The following is an 18,597-nucleotide window of genomic DNA, read 5'->3' as shown; positions in this document are numbered from 1 at the left end:
CACCGGTCTCCTGCTCCTTCAGTAGTCCGATAATCTGCTCTTCCGTGAACCGCGATGGTCGCATCGTCCGTCTCCGTAATCGACGGACTCTACCCAAATCTGGAGGAAGTTCAGGGTCTCAGGTCAAAATGCGTGAAAACAATGATCTAGAGCATTTTCGGCGAACTGGAATTCGCCGGAAGTGCTCTAGGACCTGTGACCTAATCTCTTCCCGGAGCGCTGCCTCCTTTTGGAGGAGGTGATGGGGCGCGCTGCGATCGGGCGGATGATGAAAGGGCATTGGTTGGAGCCTTGCTGCCGGCCGGCCCCGGACAACCGCCGTTTTCCGAATGGAGTGCTCTATGCGCCGCGGGTCACCCATCACTGCGACATCATCGAGACCGGAACGAGAGCGGGCGCTTCAAGAACAGGATCTGACCTCGCTCCGCGATCCCTCCCGGTGAGCCCTTTTGCACGCCGATCAGGGCGCCCGTTCCAACGCCGTTTGAAACCGATCGGTCTCGGAGGTTCGCACCTCGATCGGTCGGTATCTGACCTTCTACAACGGCAGGAGGCCTCTCCAGAGCCCGGCACGGCGGACGCCCGATCAAGCTTACTTCAATGCGCTGCAGCCAGTTCCGGTTGCGGCATAAAAGGGGCTGAGCCCGACTTAAAGGCAGCCCTGAAACCGTTCAGACAAACCGAGCCGGCGCTCTAGAATTTAGGAATTCCCGATCCCGGCAAGGCACCGTTCGATGAGCGCGCCGACCGCGAAGAGGCGATGTTCCTCATATCGGTGCGCAACAAGCTGCATACCTATCGGCAGTCCGTCCCTGCCTGCCAGCGTCGGCAACGTCAGGCAGGGGACATGCAACGCGGTCCAGCCTGCATTCATGATCGAGTTTCCGGTACTCTCCAGCCCACGCGGCGCCTGGCCGGTCGCCGCTAGGCAGATAATTGCATCATAGGAAAGGAATAAAGCGCGAAAGCGGCGCCGTAGATCCTCCAAGCCCAACATCGCTTCTGCATGTTGTTCGGGCGGCAGAGTGCGTGCATGGGCTATGCCTTCGCGCAATGAGGGGTGAATGAGGTGCCCCCAATCACGCCAGTCCGCGAAAAGGTTCCGGCCAAGTTCGTAATCATGCACGCGCCTGCAGAGTTTGGATGCCTCGGCCAGTTCCGGCCAGTGGACGTCCTCCACCACCAAGCCGGCGGCCCGCAGCCTCGCCACACCCGACTCCATGGCGACCTGCGCGTCGGTGTCCGCCTCGCCCCAGTACGGTCCCCGCAGGAAGCCGAGTCGGCCGGTTAACGGATAAGCTCGGTCGGGACCCGGTACCAGGGCACGATAGACCAGTTCTACATCCGTGACGCTTCGCGCGAACAGGCCGACCGTATCGAGGGAATCGGCCAGCGGTTTTATTCCCGCACGGCTAAGTCGTCCGAAGCTCGGCTTGAAACCGACCACGCCACAATAGGAGGCCGGTCGGATCACCGAGCCCAACGTTTGCGTCCCGAGCGCGACCGGCGCCAGACCGGCCGCGACTGCGATCGCCGAGCCGGCGGAGGAGCCACCCGGCGTATGGGTGGGGTCGTGCGGATTGACCGACGTCGTTGGTGGCCATGTCGCGAATTCGGTTGTCGCGGTCTTGCCGAGGACGAAGGCGCCGAGCGCTCGCAGTTCCGCGACGATCGCCGCGTCGCGCACCGGGCGATGTCCGGCATAGGAAGCCGAGCCATAGGCTGTAGGCATGTCGGCGGTATCGAACAGGTCTTTCACTGCAACCGGAAGGCCGGCAAGCGGCCGCTCGGCATTGAGCGGCCCCATCTCGGCATAATCGGCCGGTGGAAATTCCGGCACATGAACGAAAGCGCCGAAGCGGTCCCCGGCGCGCACCGCGTCGCGGGCAGCAAACCAGTTTTCTGCCGGTGTCATCCCCCCGTCAGAGAGGCCGGCAAGCATGCCGACCGCAGATAGCCGGGGATCGACGACAGGAAGGGTGCCATGAGACAAAGCGATGCAATCCCGGAAATTTTCACAGACAGTGCGTTAACTAGAGCCGCCGTTCCGTTGCCGTGTCTTAATACCAGCTTCGGCGGGCGTCGGAGCCCAGCATTTCGCCATACATGTCAGTACGGCGATCGCGCAGCGGATGGTTGAATGTGTTCAGCGCACGCTTGCGCCGCGCGTCGGCCAGATTGAGGTCGACCATCAGGACCTGTTCCTCGGTCGCGCTGGCCGGCCCCGCGAGCGGCCAGCCGGTTGAATCGACGATCAGGCTACAGCCGAGAAAGGGCTGACCACGTTCGTTGCCCACGCGATCGGCGGCGGCAACGAACATGCCGTTTGAGTGCGCGCCAGACATGGCGAGGATGTTGGCCATCACCGGAAGGTTCACGGGCTGTTCGGGCATCGGTACCCAGTTGGTCGGCACGCAAAGGATTTCCGCTCCCTGAAGTGCCGCCAGACGATAGGTCTCCGGGAACCAGCCATCGTAGCAGATCGCGACCGCGATGCGTCCGAGCGGCGTGCGCCAGACTGGGATGCCGAGGTCGCCTGGCTCGAAAAACAGGTTCTCCTCTCCCCACAGATGGTTCTTGCGATACGTGCCGAGAAAGCCCTCTGGGCCGATCACTGCCGCGGAATTGTAAAGCGCGGCGCCATCCCGCTCGGCGATACCTGCGACGATATGGAGCCCGAGGCGGTGCGCGACTTCGATCCACGCGGCGCAACTCGGCCCGGCTGGCAGTTCCTCGGCGAGGTCATGGGCTTCGGCACGTTCGTTGAATACATAGCCGGAGTTGCACAGCTCGGGCAGTACAATGAGCCGCGCGCCGCCCGCCGCCGCCGCTTCGATCCGCGCGACTGAACGGGCGATATTGGCCTCCTTCTGGCCGATCTTCGGTTCAAACTGCAAACAGGCGACGCGAACGAGGGCTTCGGGCGGTTTTTCCTGCATGGTGCGTACGTCCTCGGTAATCATGCGGCCATGGGAGGCACACGCTTCCACCAGTCGTGCGCCTGCTCGTAATGATGCGCAACCTGGAGCAACAGGTCTTCGGCGAACGGACGAGCGGCGATCTGGAGACTGATCGGCAGTCCGCGCCGATCGAACCCGCAGGGCAATGCGATGGCTGGCAGGCCCGTGAGATTGAACGGGTAGGTGAGGCGCCACGAAGCGGCGAGCACGCTCTCTTGCTGCCCGGCAATGTCGACCGTCGCTTCGTCGATGCGCCAAGCGGTCAGCGGGGAGGAGGGTACGACGATGACATCGGCCTCCTTCAGAACCTGTGCCATCTCGTTCATCATCAGCATGCGCGCCTGCTCGGCCTTGAGATAGTCCGGCCCGGTCACGAAGCGGCCCATCTCTACCAGGTCGCGCACGTCATCGGCGAAGCCGGCGACGTGGCCGGCAGCGATGCTGCGGTCGTGATAGGCGGTCGAGGAGGCAAGCTCGATGGCGAAGATTGCACCGAGCCCGTACTGTAACGTCGGCACCGACACGTCGCGTACCATGCAGCCGCGTGCGGCGAAGAAGCCGATGGCGTCCTCGACCGCCGCGCTGACGTCCTCGTCCACCGCGTCGAAGAAATGATTGCGGATCACCGCGATCCTGACATCGTTGATCTTCTCTCCGAGGCGGGCCGCGTAGTCGGGAAACGGTTTATGGCTCGCTGCCGGATCGTTCATGTCCGGTCCGGCCAGCGCTTGAAGCATGTGGGCGGCATCTGTCACGGTCAGGGTCAGCGGCCCGGCATGGTCCAGCGACCACGAGTGCGGGACGATGCCTGAGCGGCCGATGCGGCCATAGGTCGGCTTGAGCCCCACCACGCCGCACAGCGCCGCTGGAATGCGGATTGAGCCGCCCGTGTCGGAACCCATCGCCGCCGGGCACAGCCGCGCTGCGACAGCGGCACCCGAGCCGCCGCTGGAGCCGCCCGGCACGCGGGCGAGGTCCCAGGGATTGCGGCAGGGCGGCGTGACATTGCCCCAGGCGAATTCATGCATGCGCACCTTGCCGATCAGTACGGCGCCTGCCGCCCGCAACCGGGAGACAGCATGGCTGTCCTGCATCGGAAACGTCAGTTGCTCGACCGCGGTGCCGGCCCGCGTCGGCAGATCGGCCATCGTGTAATTGTCCTTGATGGCAATGGGAATGCCGTGCAGCGGACTGCGAGGTCCCCGGCGGGCGATTTCCTCGTCGGCCGCGCGGGCTTCCTCGCGCGCTGTCGCCGAGAGGGCGACGAAGCTCTGCAACTCGCCATCGAGTCGGCCGATGCGGGCTAGATAGGCCTCGACAAGTTCCACGCTCGACACCCGGCGGTGCGCCAGCAGCTTGGAAAGTTCGTCGATCGGCAATTGCCAGAGTTCGTCGTTCATCGGCATACTCACAGATACGGAAGGCTCGGATCGAAAACGACCGGCGGATGCACGTCCGAAAGGTCAAGCGCGCGCAGCTTGTCGATTTCCGCGAGCACGGGCTTGAACTGCGCCAGCAGGTGCGTCACGCGCCGGGGATCGCGTTCGAGACCGATCACCTCGGTCAGCAGGTCGAGCGCCTGCTTTACCGGCGCGCCGGGCCGCTGGGCGGGGGCGTGCAGCAGCATCGCGACGACGTCGTTCGGCACCGGGCCGGCGACGGTGCCCCTTCTCGGCATGCCGGCGACAAAAGGCAGGAGCTGGAGGCGCGCCACCTCAAGGATCCGGCGCAGATCTCCGACCGGCGTGGCATGCTCGTCAACCCTCAGGTCAAGCAGGGCATAGTCCTGGTCGGCCACGATTCTCAGCGCGGCGGACTGCTTGCCGCGCTTGTCGCCTCCTGCGGCATCGCCGGCTTCGAGCGCGCGCATCAGTCTCTCGTCGAGCTCATGATCGGTGCTTGCCTCGAAGGCCTCCACCATGGCTGTCACCACCCCGGGACCGGCAAGCATGTTGCCCTGTACGGCATAGCCCTCCCCGGTGTGCTGTCCCGCCCAGCCGGTACAGGCCTCACCGGTCCAGGCGGCGGCGCCTCCTCGCGCGTCGACCAGGCCGAACTGGCGCAGATCCGTGCGGTCGTCGATCTCCAGCGCCGCCGCGAGAGCGTCCGGCGCCGGCAGCCCTTCGGCGAGCCGGTCGAGCACGTGGATGGCGAGATAGGGGTTGACCCAGGACTGAGTGGAAACCGCGCCGACGCCAGCACGCATGTAGGGGCACATGGCGCCGACCGCCGGCACCGCCGAGGCTACAGCGACGCCGAGCTGCCCGGTGCGCGGACAATGAGCGACGATGGAGAAGGTATTTAATTCGAGCATGAGCTAAACCGAGAGATGAGCTATGACATTGGCGCGGGCTTCCGGCGCCTTGGCAGGACCGCTGTCGACGATCTCGCCGAGCTTGAGCACGGCATAACGATCGGCGAGCGCGAGCGCGAAGCTGACATGCTGCTCGACCAGCAGAAGGGAGAGCCCGGCCCGAGCGCGCTCGGCGAGCAGTACGTCGCGCAGGCGCTCGATCATTGAGGGCTGGAGCCCTTCGCTGATCTCATCGATAAGCAGCAGTCTCGGCTCCGACATAAGCGTCCGGCTGACCAACAGCATCTTTTGCTCGCCGCCGCTCAACGTGCCGGCACGCTGCTTCAGGCGCTGGGCGATGAAAGGAAAATAGCTGGACATATGCTCGACGCCCCGCCTTATCCGCGCGCGGTCGTCGACCGCGATGCGCAGGTTTTCTTCAACCGTCAGATCGGCGAACAGAGGCAGTTCTTGCGGCGTATAGCTCACGCCGCGGCCGGCGAGCAGATGCGGCGCGACGCCGGTGATATCGGCGCCGAACAGCGTAATGCGTCCGGCACGCGGGCGCACGAAGCCCATGATAGTCTTGAGCAGCGTGCTCTTTCCCATGCCGTTCTTGCCGACGAGCGAGACGATCTCTCCCTCCGCGACGGCCAGCGAGGCCTCGCGCAGGATGACCGCGCCACCATACCCGCTGGAAACGGAATCGATCGTGAGTGCCGCGCTCATGCGGGAGCCCTTTCGTCCTGCCCGGCAGCGCCCTTGCCGGCATAGACCGCGTGAACGAGTTCGGAACTCACGACTTCGTCGACTGTCCCGTCGATAAGCACCGCACCCTGGTGCAGCACGACGACGCGCGAGGAGATTTCGCGCACGAAGTCGAGATCGTGCTCGATGATCACGACACTGACGCTCTCGCTCCGGCACAGATCGACGAGGATGGAGCCGACCATCATGCGCTCTGGCTTGGTGAGGCCCGCGGTCGGCTCGTCGAGCAGCAGTACGCTCGGCTCCAGCGCGATGACCATGGAGAGTTCGAGCGCGCGTTTCATGCCATGGGAGAGGTTGCGCGTCTCGTGATCGAGCATCGCATCAAGCCCGGTAGCCTCGACTACGCGCAGCGCCGCCTCCGGCAGGCAGATTTCGCGGCTGCGTGTGAACAGGTGCGGCCGCTCCCAACGGGTACGGGCGAGGCGCAGGCAGTCGGCGACCGTCAGCGTCTCGAACAGGCTGGTGTTCTGGAAGCTGCGTCCGAGCCCGAGCTCGACGATACGGTGCGGAGACAGCCGGCCGATGCCGTTGCCATTGATGGCGACATGACCGGCGGTACGTTCGTGGCCGTCGCTTATGCAGCGCATCAGTGTGGTTTTGCCGGCACCGTTGGGGCCGACCACGCTTAGCAGCTCTCCGCTGCCGACCGTCAGCTCGACGCCGGACAGGACCTTCAGACTGCCATAGCGCCGGTCGAGACCGGAAATTGCCAACGCCATCGCGCCGGATTGGCTCGCAAAGCCCTTCGGCTCGACGCGGCGCAGCCGCAGGCCGCTGACTCTCGCCGTCTCACGGCGCCGGAAGCCGCCAAGCAGGGAACCCAGCGTCGGAATGAGGCCACGGGGCAGCAATATGATCACCGCCACGAAAACGGTGCCGACGATCAGCTTCCACAGATAAGGCAGCTCGCCGCTGAGATAGGAACTGATACCGTCGATACCGATGGTGCCGAGCAGCGGGCCGACGAGTGTGCCGCGTCCGCCGAGCGCCGTGTAGATGATGAGTTCGGTACCGAAGACCAGACCCGTCATCTCGGGTGCCACCACCATGCCGAAGCAGGTGAAGACATAGCCGGCCATTGCTGCCACCATCGCCATGGCGGTGAACAGCACAATCTTGATGCGGGGGGCGTTGATGCCGAGATAGGAGCAGCGCGTCTCGTTCTCGCGGATCGCCACGAGCACGCGGCCGACATCGCTGCGGACCACAATCGTCAGCGTCGCGGTGGTCAACACCGCCAGCGTGCCGGCGATATAGAACCAGGTTTCGATCTCGAGATCGAACGCCTCGAAGCCGACGAGACCGCTCGACGAGCCGGTCAGCGTGCCGCCGGAGTAGAGCAATTGCACCACGATGATCGGCAGCACCAGCGTGACGACGCCGGCATAAAGCGGCGAAGCGCCGTGCCAGAAGGCGAACCAGCCCACGATCGCCGCGACCAGCGCTGCTGCGACCAGCGCTCCGAGGAAGGCGAGCACGGCGGTGGTGGGCGAGAAGCCGTAATGGGTGAAGACCAATCCCACCGCATAGGCACCGATTCCGAAGAACGTGCCCTGGGCGAAGGTGAGGATTCCTGTGTAACCCCACAGCATGTCGACGGTCAGCGCCGCGACCGCATAAAGGCAGGCGCGGATAAGGATGTTGACGGTGTAATAATCGAGCGCCATGGGCGCCAGGAACACCATGACGAGCGCCAGCAGCGTCATGGCTCCGATGAGCAGCGGGCGCTGGTCGCGCGGTCCAGGCGCGGGTTGAACGTGTTCAGTCACGGGCGAAGCCCTCCGGGCGGATGCGCAGGATGATCGCGGCGAGCAGCACGATGGTGAGGCCGCCGATGACCGGACTGACATAGGTCGACACCATGACCTGCGCGCCGCCCAGAACCAGCGCGGCAGCGCCGAGGCTGGCCAGCGAGGCGCCGGAAACGAGGCACAGCATGAAGGCGCTCACCAGCCAGGGCACGCCCATATTGGGGTCGACGCTGGATAGCGGGGTGATCAGCGCTCCCGCGAGCGCGGCGAGGCCGGCACCGAGCGCGAAGGTGATGGCGCGCACCCGACCGCTATTGATGCCGAGGCCGCGGGCGAGACTCTCATTGGCAATCACGGCGCGAGCTTCCAGGCCCAGCCGGGTGCGATGCAGCACGAGCGCGATGCCGCCGGCGGTTGCCAGTGCGGCGAGGATCATAAACAGGCGATACTGCGAGTAGTTCTCGCCGAGTACCGGTACCGCGCCCGAGAGCGGCGCGTTGACGAACTGCACCTCACGACCAAAGCTGAAGGTGATGAGCTGGGCGATAATGATGCCCAACCCCCAGGTCGCGAGAATGGCATCCAGCGGCCGGGCATAGAGCGGGCGTACGATGAGGCGCTCGACAATGAGACCGAGTACCGCGCCGCCTACAAAGGCGAGAGGCAGGGCAAGCCAGGGATTGAGACCGAGCTGGGTCGAGATGAGCGCGGCATAGCCCCCTGCCGTGAGAAAGGCGGCATGAGCGAAGTTCATGATCTTCATGACGCCGAAGATCAGCAGCAGTCCCGACGACACCACAAACAGGATCGACGAGGAGGTCAGGATGTCGAGGAATAGATTGCTCATGGACAGGCCTCGGAAGGAACGTCAGGGCCGGGCGCTGGTAACTGCTCGCGCGAGCAGGCGCCCGGCCGGCCGGGCGCGGGGGGCGTCCGGGGTGCTTAGTGGAGCGGCGTCTCAGACTGCCCTCATTTCGGGCACTGCTCGCCCGGGCTCACATTGTCGAACTTCTTGATGATGGTCACACTGCCGTCTGACTGCACCTCGCCCAGAAACATGGTGAGCGGGGCATGGCGCTGGTGATTCATCGACACCGTGCCACGCGGGCCGGTAAAGGAAACCTGTTCCAGCGCGGCGATCACGTCGTCCGGCTTGGTCGAGCCGGCCTTCTCGACGGCAGCCTTGTAGAGGTAGACAGCGTCGTATTCCGGCACGGAGAGGTCGTTCGGAGTGCGCAGGTCGGCTCCGAACTTTGCCTTCATATTGGCGAGGAACTCCTTGTTGGCCTCGCTGTCGATACCGGTCAGGTAGGAAGCGGTGATGAAGGTGCCGGCAGCGTCGGCACCCATGGTCTTGGCGGTACCCTCGTCGATCGAGAGATTGCCGACCTTGGCACTGAGGCCGGCGGCCTTGAACTGCTTGGTCAGCGTCACGTTCGGCGCGCCGCCGGCGGTCGACATGATCACGGCGTCAGGGGTCGCCGAGCGCATCTTGGAGATGATCGCGGTCCAGTCAGTGGCGTCCATTGGTTGGTATTCGTCGCCGACGACGGTGCCGCCCTTGGATTCGATGTACTGGCGCGTGAAGGTCAGCATGCCGCGACCGAAGGCGTAGTCGCTGCCGACCAGGAAAAACTTCTTGGCTCCGTCGGTCATGAACTGATCGACGATCGGGGCGACCATTTGCTCGGGCACGGCACCATTGGCGAAGAGGTATTTATTGCAGGAGCGGCCTTCATAAAGTGAGGTGTAGATATAGGGAACCTTGCCGCGGGAAACGATCGGCAGTGCCGCGTTACGCGCGGCGCTGGTCTCCATGGAGATCAGGGCATTCACTTTCTTCTGTAACACCAGATAGTCGAAGGCCTTCTGCGCGCCGGCCGCGCCCGAGCCATCGTCGGCGACTTCCAGCCGCACGGTCTTGCCGAGAATGCCGCCGGCCTTATTGATTTCCTCGACGGCGAGCTCGGCGGACTGTACGACCGAGGGCGCGACAACGGAATTGGCGCCGCTCAGACCGGTCGGAACGCCGATAACGATCTGCTCCTGCGCCGAGGCGCCGCCAGCGGCCATCGTAATCGCAAGCAAAACGCTGGCAAAAGTTGCGAGCTGCGAACGTCTCGTGATCATCCTGTTCCCCTTCATATGTCAAACGCCACGCAGATCCAGCGTGGCGCTTCGCGATGGGGATAATGATGATGCGGGGAGCCATGACGGAGCAACCGAAATGCTCTTAAAACATGCAAATACTGTCGGCTATTGCCGATTAAACAGGCGGCATTTGGCGGCTATTTGGACGGTGCCCGCACCATTCTGGCAATTCTGCCAGAATGGGTGCCCTGGACCGGCTCAGCGGCCGGTGCGCAGCGCGGCGTAGCGGCCTATGATGGCGCCGCGCGCGCCGCGGTCACGCGCGGGAATCACGGCGGTCGGACTGTCGGTGCGTATCGCGCCGCAATCGGTACGGATGCGCGGCGCATCCTTGGGCGCCTCGGCGAGACGCGGAACGCCGGGCTGGACCAGCGCGAGCGAGCGCCGGAGCGCCCGGTTTTCCTGCTCGAGCCGTTGTAGCCGGTGGACGGCCTTCGCGCTCAGCCCGCCATAACGCTCCCGCCAGCGGTAGAAGGTGCGTTCGGAGATATCGGCGGCGCGACAGATTACCTCGACGGCGATGCCATTGTCCGCCTCGGCCATGAAGAATAGGATTTCGTCTTCGGTGTATCGGGATCGTCTCATAGACTCTCTCCTGATCTGCGAATGTCCTAACATATCACCCTTGTCCCCTCCTGTCCGCCTGGGACGCCTTCGCCGGGGGTGGGCAAGGAAGTGGTAATGCAAATTGTCCTTTAGCATTGTTCAGAGTGTGCCATGCCCCGTCATCATGTAATCCCCCCTACACCGGAGAACATGGTGTGGGGATATTTCGATGCGAACGTGTCGCCGGTGCTTACGGTCGATTCCGGGGATATCGTTACCCTGTCGTCCTTTCCCGCCGGCGGCATCGAAACGTTGCCGACCGACCGGGCGATTCCCGATGACTACCAGCATGCACTTTTGACCATGCAACAAGGGCCTGGACCGCATTTCGTCACCGGGCCAGTCTTCGTGAACGGCGCCGAGCCGGGGGACGTGCTACAGGTCGACATCCTGTCGGCTCAGTTGACCATGGACTGGGGCTTCACCGCGATCATGCCGCTGGTCGGCACCCTGCCAGACGACTTCAACGACTATGAGACAATCCATCCGCAGATCGATCGCAACCGAGGTGTCGTCACCCTGCCCTGGGGTACCGAACTGCCGCTCGATCCGTTCTTCGGTATCCTCGCAACGGCGCCGCCTCCAATCTGGGGCCGTTGCGGCTCGGCGGTGCCGCGCTGCTTCGGCGGCAACATGGACAACAAGGAGATCAAGCCTGGCTCGACTCTCTATCTGCCGGTCTTCAACGAGGGTGCGCTGTTTTATGCTGGCGACGGACACGGCTTGCAGGGCGATGGCGAGGTGTGTGTCACGGCGCTGGAAACCGGAATCACCGGTAGCTTTCGGCTAACCGTTCGTCGCGACCTCGACTACAATTGGCCGTTCGCCGAGACCGAGACTCATCTTATCGCAATCGGGCTCGACGAAAATCTCGACAATGCTGCCCGTCAGGCTGTGCGGGAGATGATCGCCCACATCTGTCGTCGTTCCGATCTCACCCGAAATCAGGCGTATATGCTATGCTCGCTTGCTGGTGACTTGAGAGTTACTCAGACTGTTGATGGCAATAAGGGCGTCCATATGATGCTCGCCAAGAAATGTTTAGGCTCGTTGTCGGCCGCCCGAGGCCTTCCCCGGTCCTCGGACAGATAGGCGCCCGCTAATCTCGGCATCGGCTGATCGGTTGCGATTGTCCGTTGCTCATTCATTACACATGGCTTCCAATGACCACCCAGGCCATCCGGGTTGCTGACCGGTGGGGAATGAATTGTCGCGGGTTTGTCGGCTGCGGCAGGCCAACGAGATCACGCGTAAGGTATCTGCGTTTTTCGTTCAGACGGAGCCCGACCACCGGTCGAAGACATGATCGCGTTCATCGACCATCGCCGTAGCACATACGCGATAAAGGCTGCGCATCTGCGCTGACGTAATCGACGCCTATGCTTGGCGGATGGCTGGCGGATGGTGTCCGTCGTCAGATGATTTGGCTCAGTTTGGGCTGTCGATTAGCGGAGTGTCGGCCTCGTCTGAGGGGTGATGTTATGCGGCGATGTTTCGGTACTGCAAGCGCCGAAGTTGGATGGTCTGGCGCTTGATCCTCTCGCGCTGTTTGATGATGGCTGCTGCCCTGCCGAAGTAGGCGTCGGCAGGTGTCACGTTGGCCAGGCTCTCGTGATAGCGCCGGTGGTTATAGTGCTCGACGAAGGCGCCGATCTGAGCCTCAAGGTCGCCGGGCAGGAAGTAATTCTCCAGCAGGATGCGGTTCTTGAGGGTCTGGTGCCAGCGCTCGATCTTGCCCTGGGTCTGGGGATGCATCGGCGCGCCGCGGACGTGGCTCATGGCTTGGGCTGCGATATATTCGGCCAGCTCTCCCGCGATGTAGCTGGGGCCGTTATCGCTGAGCAGCCGGGGTTTGTGATGCACTGTGGCCTGGTTGTTGATTTCCGCCGAGAAGTGACCCTGGATTTCCACTGAGAAGTGACCCGGGCTGATGGTGGTCTGGGGTCAAGTGGTGGTCAAGTTTCGCGGCTTCTCCCTGGTTGGCTTTGGTGGCTTTGCCGAGCTGCTCTTGAAGCGGAAGCTGTCATTGCCGGTCTCGAGGATATGGCAGTGATGGGTGAGCCGGTCGAGCAAGGCTGTGGTCATCTTGGCGTCGCCGAAGACGGTAGCCCATTCGGAGAAGCTGAGATTGGTGGTGATGACCACGCTGGTGCGCTCATAGAGCTTGCTCAGCAAGTGGAACAGCAAGGCGCCGCCGGAGGCGCTGAACGGCAGGTAGCCGAGCTCATCGAGGATGACGAGATCGGCATGGACGAGCCGGCCGGCGATCTGACCGGCTTTGCCCTGAGCCTTTTCCTGTTCGAGGGCGTTGACGAGCTCGACGGTGGAGAAGAAGCGGACCCGCCTGTGATGATGCTCGACGGCGTGGACGCCAAGAGCCGTGGCGATGTGGGTCTTGCCGGTGCCCGGCCCTCCGATCAGGACGACGTTGTGCGCGTCGTCGAGGAACTCGCAGCGATGGAGCTGGCGCACGAGCGCCTCGTTGACCTCGCTGCTGGTGAAGTCGAAGCCGGCGAGGTCGCGATAGGCCGGGAAGCGCGCGGCCTTGAGCTGGTAGGCGGTCGATCGCACCTCCCGCTCGGCGGTCTCGGCCTTCAGGAGTTGCGAGAGGATCGGCATGGCAGCCTCGAAGGCGGGAGACCCCTGTTCGGTGAGTTCGGCGACGGCTTGCGCCATGCCGTGCATCTTGAGGCTTCTCAGCATGATGACGATGGCTCCGCTGGCCGTATCATGACGCATGGCGTGCCTCCCTGGCTCGACGCAGGGCGTCATAGCGTTCCACATTGGCCTGAGGCTCGGTGGTCAGCGTGAGAGAGGCAGGAGCCAGGATGGGTGGCGTGCTCAGCGGCGTGCCGTCGATCAGCCGGTGCAGCAGGTTGAGGATGTGGGTCTTGGTCGGCACGCCGGCCTTGAGAGCGAGTTCGACAGCCTCGAGCACGACCTGCTCGTCATGCTGGAGGACCAGGGACAAGATCTCCACCATCTCGCGGTCACCGCCTGGCCGCTTGAGGAGGTGCTGCTGCAGGGACCGGAACGCCGGCGGCATCTCGGCGAAGGGCGCGCCGTTGCGCAGGGCGCCGGGTTTGCGCTGGACCACGGCCAGATAATGGCGCCAGTCATAGACGGTGCGGCTCTGGCGATCGTGGGAGCGAGCGAACACCCGACCATGTTCACAGATCGCCTGCCCCTCGGCGACGACGACGATCCGGTCGGGATAGACCCGCAGGCTCACCGGGCGGTTGGCGAAGGAGGCCGGCACGCTGTAGCGATTGCGCTCGAGGTGGACGAGGCAGGTCGGGGAAACGCGCTTGGCGTGTTCGACGAAGCCGTCGAACGGCCGCGGCATCGGCATCAGGTGGCGGATCTCCTCAGCCCACACATCGGCGATCGAGCCGGGTTGCGCGCCGTGCTCGATCTGTGTCCATAGCTCCCGGCACCGGGTCTCCAGCCACTCGTTCAAGGCCTGCAGCGAGGGGACGTTCGGCATGGGTTGCCACAGCCGATGGCGGGCATCCTGTACGTTCTTCTCGCTCTGCCCCTTCTCCCAACCGGAGGCCGGATTGCAGAACTCCGCCTCGAACAGGAAGTGGCTGACCATGGCCGAGAAGCGGATGTTGACCTGGCGCTCCTTGCCCCGGCCGACCTTGTCGACGGCGGTTCGCATGTTATGGGATGGACGCCTCCCTCCTCGCGCTCACAGTAAGTGGCCCAACCTGGAGGAGGACAGCATGACAATGAATTTGCTGGCGATCGATCTTGGAAAGCAATCGTTCCATCTACACGGGATTGATACAAACGGTGTAGTTGTTTCACGAAAGGTCAGCCGCACAAAGCTTACGGAAATCGTGAACGAACTGGCGCCAGAGACGATCGCCATGGAAGCTTGCGCCAGCGCCCACCATTGGGGCCGGTTATTCATGACGGCCGGGAGAGAGGTCCGGTTGATCAATCCTCGTTTCGTAAAGCCCTTCGTGCGCGGCTCTAAGAACGACGCCGTCGACGCGGAAGCCATTTATGAGGCGGCGACACGCCCGACGATGCGCTACGTTCCTGTCAAGTCGACGGATCAACAGGATCTGCAGTCTCTGCATCGGATCCGTGAGCGGCTGATCGTCCAACGCACGTCGCTCATCAATCACACCCGCGGCCTCCTTGCCGAATATGGCATCGTCCTGCCTCAGGGAGCCTGGCGCTTCGCCGCCCAGGCTCCGACAGCGATCGAACAGGCTGGCCTGTCGGATCTTGGGCGCGAGCTGTTCGAGGAACTTCTTGACCAGCTTCGTGATGCAAATGCTCGCCTCGCAAAGCTCGATGCGAGGATCATGGAGATCTGCCGGCAGCATGACGATTGTCGCCGCCTAGCTACCCTGCCTGGCGTCGGACCCATTATCGCCACGGCGCTGGTAGCCAGTATCGACGATGCCCGACACTTCCGTTCTGGGCGAGAGCTCGCCGCCTGGATTGGGTTGGTGCCCCGACAATATACGACCGGAGGTAAGCCGCGCCTGGGTGGCATCGGTCGTGCCAATCATTATCTGCGCAAGCAGATGATACACGGCGCCCGAGCGGTTATCAGCCGTCTCGCCAACCGGGACGACCCGAGGTCGGCATGGCTGAGGGCCATCGTCGAACGACGGGGTTTCAACAAGGCGCTCGTTGCGCTTGCCAACAAGACGGCGCGCATTGCCTGGGCGCTGCTGACCAAGAAGGAGATTTACGCGGCCGCCTGATCTGCGGCGGCACCCGGGATCGTCGCTAAGGCGGCGATGAGAGCGAGGTGGACACTGATGGCACAACGGCACGGACCGCAGCTTCACAGCCTGATCTACGACAGGGCCTTTAAGGCCGCTCATGTTATGAGGCCAGAAGCAGCGGACTCCCATCAAGGCCGGGAGCGTGATCGCTCCAGTAACAGGCCGGATAGATTCACGCATTCCATGCCGCCGGCTATCAGCATTGCCCCTTGCCCGGGAGGCGTCCATAGATTGTCGTAGATGCCCCGCCGCGGCACACCGCCCAGCACCCGGAAGGCGTGGTTGTGGGCATCGAAAAGCATCTCGTGGGTCTGCAGCAGGTAGGCTCGGAGCGTGAAGGCGCGGCTGTAGGACAGCTTCACATGAGCTACCTGCAGCTTGGTACGCTCGCCGGCGATGATCGCCCAGTCCTCCGACCAGTCGAACTGGAACGCCTCGCCCGGCACAAAGGCCAGCGGCACGAAGGTGCCGCGGCCGCTGGTCTGCTGCTCGCGCAGCCGGGCTTCCTTCCAGTCCCGGGCGAAGGCCGCCACCCGGTTGTACGACCCCTCATAGCCCAGCGTCACGAGATCGGCGTGCAGTTGCTTGACCGTGCGCTTGTGCTTACGCGACTTGCCACTCTCGACCCGCAGCATCGCCGCGAGCTTGTCGGCATAGGGATCGAGCTTGCTCGGTCGGTCGGGAACCTGAAACTGGGGCTCGACACGGTCCGCCCGCAGGTACTTGCGCACGGTGTTCCGTGAGAGGCCGGTGCGGCGGGATATCTCCCGGATCGAGCTACGATCCCGATGATGCCAGCGTCGGATGACGCTCAATAACTCCATGTCGATCACTCCGCTGTCCCCCGCGATGCCGCGTGAGACGTGGTGAAAACATGGGTCACTTCTCGATGGAAAAATCCGATGCTGCCGGGTCAGATCTCAGTGGAAATCAACATCCCGATGATCTGTTCCTCGCTGAACCGGCTCTTGCGCATCGTCCGTCTCCTCTCGACGGATCCTAGCTTCTGAGCGGGGTCATTTCAGGGGGCAACGTCAGCTCCTCGAGGCGCCAGGCGTAGCGATGACCGCCCAGCATTTGACCGAGGCCGCCGGCGACGTCGCCGGCGGCCAGGGCACCCGGAACCGAGATTGTGAAAGCCAGCGAATCCTTCGACGGCTCCGGCCCGTCCACTTCCTCCGCCCACTGCGCCACCAGCTCGGCGAGCGCCTCCTTGCCCTCGAGCGGCGAACCGTCCTCGCGCTCGAGCACCAGGGCGCCGTTGCGGCTCGTCAAAGCGAAGCAGCGCATGCGCGAGCTCGTCGGCGCGGCCTCATACATCGAGCTTCAGCGGAGCGGCCAGCAGGATCGCCATGGGCGGACCCTCGGCCGGCTGCTGGTCGATGAAGAAGAGAGATCGTGGTACAGGCGCACCTGCCGGAGTGACCAGCTCTGACAGGATTGGAGCGAGGCGGGGCGTAGGCAGCCGCCTTAACGTCAAATTCGATATGAAGGCGGTTCGAAGCTAGTATGGGCCATCTTCAAATGCGAAGACTTCACTGTGCGGCGTGAGACTTGGCCGTCAGCTCGACGCCAAGGGCGCGCATCACGGCAAGCGTGGTCTTGAGTGTCGGATTTCCGCGCTCGCTGAACGAGCGATAAAGCTGCTCCCGCGACAGCCCGGTCTTACGGGCGATTTCGGTCATGCCCTTTGCGCGGGCGACGACGCCAAGCGCCTTGGCAACGTAGACCGCGTCGCCCGTTTCAAAGGCATCGGCCATGAACGCGGCGATCTCCTGATCGTCGACTAGCGCGGCGGCAGGGTCGTATGTGGTGAGGTTCTCAGCCATCCTGCGGACTCCATTCCTTAGCGAGCTTCTTGGCAGCGGCAATGTCGCGGGCCTGCGATCCCTTGTCCCCACCACACAGCAGTACGATCACGAGATTTCCGCGCCGCTGGAAGTAGATGCGATATCCAGGACCATAGTGAATGCGCAGCTCGCTCACGCCTTCACCCACCGCTTCCACATCACCTGCCAAACCCTCGGCCAGCCGCATCAGCCTTGCCGCGATGATGGTTCTGGCGCGCTTGTCCCGGAGGCGGGCTTCCCATCTAGCGAAGGTCGTTGTCTGCTTTAGCTCAATCACCATAATTGTGTAGTCGATAAACGACAATGACGCAAACCGCCCCTGTGTACCGCAACGTCGGCCCGAGAAATGTCGATGCCGACAATGGCTGGCGGAGACCGAGGGCCAGCTAAGCCAGCCCTTGGTGGCACAGATCAGAGATCGGAATCTACATCGCGGTTGGCGACGACACGATAGCCGATGCGGTATCGCGGGACTTTGGTCGCTAATAGGGGTCAGAACAAGAGCAGTGCGAAATCGTACGCTAAGGGCGAACGGAACATGAACCATGCCGGATCTCGGGGCTCCGATCTCTGTGGATTGGCGCCGTCTGGCACCGGTTCTGATTCCTTCGTACGTCCGACTCGACAACGCTCCCGCCAGATTGGTCCTCGGGAGTAGGGCAATGGCAAAACGGAAGCTTCTCAAAGTTCATGATCGACGGACGCTTTTCAATATACCAGCCGACGAGGATAGCCTGATCCGGCACTATTCGTTGTCATCGGCAGATCGTCTGGAGATTGAATTGCGGAGGCGTGAGCATAATCGGCTTGGTTTCGCCGTTCAGCTATCTCTGATGCGATACCCTGGCCGGGTGCTGGGGGCGGAAGAGGTTCCGCCCCGCGCCATGCTTCGATATGTTGCTGACCAAATCGGCGCTGATCCAGAAGCATTTGCGCTCTATGCACGTCGTGAAGAAACCCGTCGTGATCACACGGCGCGCCTCATGGCGTATCTGGATACAAGAAGCGCGACTGCACAAGATCGTCGAGCCGCGCTATTGGCTGCAATTCAGGCAGCGGCAATGTCCGACGACGGTGCTGAGATAGCCGGTTCCATTGTTACCGCATTGCGCGAACGTGGATCTCTTCTGCCAGCGATCGATACCATCGAACGCATCGGCCTTGCCGGCCGTGCTATAGCCCGCCGTCGGGCGGAAAGAACGCTGATCGAAGACGTACCGCTCGATACACTCCAATCCTTGGACAGGCTGTTGGAGGTTGATCTGTCGATCGGTCAGACGCGCTTTCATTGGCTGCGCTCGGCGCCAGAAGCGCCGGGTGCGTCGAACCTGGTTGGCTGTCCGCCGTCAGCACCAATGGCACAGATTTGAGGTTGTGAATTAAGGAGGGTTGGGGCTTCGTCGTAGTGACGAAGGAACGAAGATGAAGACCCAACCCTCCTTGAAAAAATCGCCGGTAAAG

The 18,597-nt window shown here is 63.1% G+C and carries 15 protein-coding genes and 5 pseudogenes; 4 read left to right on the top strand and 16 right to left on the bottom strand.

What is annotated here, in order from left to right; translation table 11 throughout:
- Positions 1-494: 494 nt before the first annotated feature.
- Positions 495-632: pseudogene (locus STARVERO_RS23625) on the top strand (IS3 family transposase); the annotation flags it as partial.
- Positions 633-700: 68 nt separating this feature from the next.
- Here the strand turns inward: STARVERO_RS23625 and STARVERO_RS21690 are convergent.
- From STARVERO_RS21690 to STARVERO_RS21650, 9 genes are all read right to left on the bottom strand, one after another.
- Entirely contained in the window at positions 701-1,993 is a 1,293-nt protein-coding gene (locus STARVERO_RS21690; RefSeq protein WP_159602025.1) for an amidase, read from the bottom strand.
- Between the two features lie 67 nt (positions 1,994-2,060).
- Positions 2,061-2,939: a nitrilase family protein gene (locus STARVERO_RS21685; RefSeq protein WP_159602035.1), complete on the bottom strand. Its 879-nt coding sequence runs from the start codon at positions 2,937-2,939 to the stop codon at positions 2,061-2,063.
- Positions 2,940-2,959: 20 nt separating this feature from the next.
- Complete coding sequence (locus tag STARVERO_RS21680) at positions 2,960-4,360, bottom strand: amidase (protein ID WP_159602023.1); 1,401 nt, start codon at positions 4,358-4,360, stop codon at positions 2,960-2,962.
- Positions 4,361-4,368: 8 nt separating this feature from the next.
- On the bottom strand, positions 4,369-5,274 hold the full coding sequence (locus STARVERO_RS21675) for a DUF1028 domain-containing protein (protein ID WP_159602021.1): 906 nt from the start codon (positions 5,272-5,274) through the stop codon (positions 4,369-4,371).
- 3 nt (positions 5,275-5,277) lie between these two features.
- Complete coding sequence (locus tag STARVERO_RS21670) at positions 5,278-5,982, bottom strand: ABC transporter ATP-binding protein (protein WP_159602019.1); 705 nt, start codon at positions 5,980-5,982, stop codon at positions 5,278-5,280.
- Positions 5,979-7,793: a branched-chain amino acid ABC transporter ATP-binding protein/permease gene (locus STARVERO_RS21665; RefSeq protein WP_308678581.1), complete on the bottom strand. Its 1,815-nt coding sequence runs from the start codon at positions 7,791-7,793 to the stop codon at positions 5,979-5,981. The genes STARVERO_RS21670 and STARVERO_RS21665 overlap by 4 nt, the downstream gene beginning before the upstream one ends.
- Positions 7,786-8,622, bottom strand: coding sequence for a branched-chain amino acid ABC transporter permease (locus STARVERO_RS21660; RefSeq protein WP_159602017.1), 837 nt, complete (start codon positions 8,620-8,622; stop codon positions 7,786-7,788). Before STARVERO_RS21660 ends, STARVERO_RS21665 begins: the two co-directional genes overlap by 8 nt.
- A 122-nt stretch (positions 8,623-8,744) precedes the next feature.
- On the bottom strand, positions 8,745-9,905 hold the full coding sequence (locus STARVERO_RS21655; RefSeq protein WP_422802185.1) for a substrate-binding protein: 1,161 nt from the start codon (positions 9,903-9,905) through the stop codon (positions 8,745-8,747).
- 219 nt (positions 9,906-10,124) lie between these two features.
- Positions 10,125-10,511: a transposase gene (locus STARVERO_RS21650; protein WP_280178159.1), complete on the bottom strand. Its 387-nt coding sequence runs from the start codon at positions 10,509-10,511 to the stop codon at positions 10,125-10,127.
- A 132-nt stretch (positions 10,512-10,643) separates the two neighbouring features.
- On the opposite strand from STARVERO_RS21650, the gene STARVERO_RS21645 reads away from it, so the two are divergent.
- Entirely contained in the window at positions 10,644-11,624 is a 981-nt protein-coding gene (locus STARVERO_RS21645) for an acetamidase/formamidase family protein (RefSeq protein ID WP_159602013.1), read from the top strand.
- Positions 11,625-12,011: 387 nt separating this feature from the next.
- Here the strand turns inward: STARVERO_RS21645 and STARVERO_RS21640 are convergent.
- The 3 genes and pseudogenes from STARVERO_RS21640 to STARVERO_RS21630 all read right to left on the bottom strand — a co-directional run.
- Positions 12,012-12,407, bottom strand: a pseudogene (locus STARVERO_RS21640) (integrase core domain-containing protein); the annotation flags it as partial.
- Between the two features lie 69 nt (positions 12,408-12,476).
- Complete coding sequence (gene istB / locus STARVERO_RS21635) at positions 12,477-13,271, bottom strand: IS21-like element helper ATPase IstB (protein ID WP_159602011.1); 795 nt, start codon at positions 13,269-13,271, stop codon at positions 12,477-12,479.
- Positions 13,261-14,199 (bottom strand): annotated as a pseudogene (locus STARVERO_RS21630) (Mu transposase domain-containing protein); the annotation flags it as partial. The gene istB and the pseudogene STARVERO_RS21630, both read right to left, overlap by 11 nt.
- 67 nt (positions 14,200-14,266) lie before the next feature.
- Here STARVERO_RS21630 and STARVERO_RS21625 point away from each other — a divergent pair.
- Complete coding sequence (locus tag STARVERO_RS21625; RefSeq protein ID WP_200837946.1) at positions 14,267-15,262, top strand: IS110 family RNA-guided transposase; 996 nt, start codon at positions 14,267-14,269, stop codon at positions 15,260-15,262.
- Between the two features lie 245 nt (positions 15,263-15,507).
- Here the strand turns inward: STARVERO_RS21625 and istA are convergent.
- From istA to STARVERO_RS21605, 4 genes and pseudogenes are all read right to left on the bottom strand, one after another.
- Positions 15,508-16,110 (bottom strand): annotated as a pseudogene (gene istA / locus STARVERO_RS21620) (IS21 family transposase); the annotation flags it as partial.
- Between the two features lie 175 nt (positions 16,111-16,285).
- Positions 16,286-16,606: a hypothetical protein gene (locus STARVERO_RS21615; RefSeq protein WP_159602009.1), complete on the bottom strand. Its 321-nt coding sequence runs from the start codon at positions 16,604-16,606 to the stop codon at positions 16,286-16,288.
- A 215-nt stretch (positions 16,607-16,821) separates the two neighbouring features.
- Complete coding sequence (locus STARVERO_RS21610) at positions 16,822-17,115, bottom strand: addiction module antidote protein (protein WP_159602007.1); 294 nt, start codon at positions 17,113-17,115, stop codon at positions 16,822-16,824.
- Positions 17,108-17,413, bottom strand: a complete 306-nt coding sequence (locus tag STARVERO_RS21605; protein WP_159602027.1) for a type II toxin-antitoxin system RelE/ParE family toxin — start codon at positions 17,411-17,413, stop codon at positions 17,108-17,110. Before STARVERO_RS21605 ends, STARVERO_RS21610 begins: the two co-directional genes overlap by 8 nt.
- Before the next feature lie 385 nt (positions 17,414-17,798).
- On the opposite strand from STARVERO_RS21605, the pseudogene STARVERO_RS21600 reads away from it, so the two are divergent.
- Positions 17,799-18,473, top strand: a pseudogene (locus STARVERO_RS21600) (DUF4158 domain-containing protein); the annotation flags it as partial.
- Positions 18,474-18,597: the final 124 nt, after the last annotated feature.

The sequence above is a fragment of the Starkeya nomas genome, from assembly GCF_902703545.1.
Lineage (GTDB): Bacteria > Pseudomonadota > Alphaproteobacteria > Rhizobiales > Xanthobacteraceae > Ancylobacter > Ancylobacter moscoviensis.
This window is presented reverse-complemented; position numbering and strand designations above follow the sequence as displayed.

What these genes read in the sequence shown, in the direction of transcription:
- STARVERO_RS21660 (WP_159602017.1), bottom strand. Translation starts at nt 8,622, where the DNA reads ATGAGCAATCTATTCCTCGACATCCTGACCTCCTCGTCGATCCTGTTT.
- STARVERO_RS21685 (WP_159602035.1), bottom strand. Translation starts at nt 2,939, where the DNA reads ATGCAGGAAAAACCGCCCGAAGCCCTCGTTCGCGTCGCCTGTTTGCAG.
- STARVERO_RS21670 (WP_159602019.1), bottom strand. Translation starts at nt 5,982, where the DNA reads ATGAGCGCGGCACTCACGATCGATTCCGTTTCCAGCGGGTATGGTGGC.
- STARVERO_RS21615 (WP_159602009.1), bottom strand. Translation starts at nt 16,606, where the DNA reads ATGTATGAGGCCGCGCCGACGAGCTCGCGCATGCGCTGCTTCGCTTTG.
- STARVERO_RS21675 (WP_159602021.1), bottom strand. Translation starts at nt 5,274, where the DNA reads ATGCTCGAATTAAATACCTTCTCCATCGTCGCTCATTGTCCGCGCACC.
- STARVERO_RS21650 (WP_280178159.1), bottom strand. Translation starts at nt 10,511, where the DNA reads ATGAGACGATCCCGATACACCGAAGACGAAATCCTATTCTTCATGGCC.
- istB (WP_159602011.1), bottom strand. Translation starts at nt 13,271, where the DNA reads ATGCGTCATGATACGGCCAGCGGAGCCATCGTCATCATGCTGAGAAGC.
- STARVERO_RS21610 (WP_159602007.1), bottom strand. Translation starts at nt 17,115, where the DNA reads ATGGCTGAGAACCTCACCACATACGACCCTGCCGCCGCGCTAGTCGAC.
- STARVERO_RS21680 (WP_159602023.1), bottom strand. Translation starts at nt 4,360, where the DNA reads ATGAACGACGAACTCTGGCAATTGCCGATCGACGAACTTTCCAAGCTG.
- STARVERO_RS21645 (WP_159602013.1), top strand. Translation starts at nt 10,644, where the DNA reads ATGCCCCGTCATCATGTAATCCCCCCTACACCGGAGAACATGGTGTGG.
- STARVERO_RS21655 (WP_422802185.1), bottom strand. Translation starts at nt 9,905, where the DNA reads ATGATCACGAGACGTTCGCAGCTCGCAACTTTTGCCAGCGTTTTGCTT.
- STARVERO_RS21625 (WP_200837946.1), top strand. Translation starts at nt 14,267, where the DNA reads ATGAATTTGCTGGCGATCGATCTTGGAAAGCAATCGTTCCATCTACAC.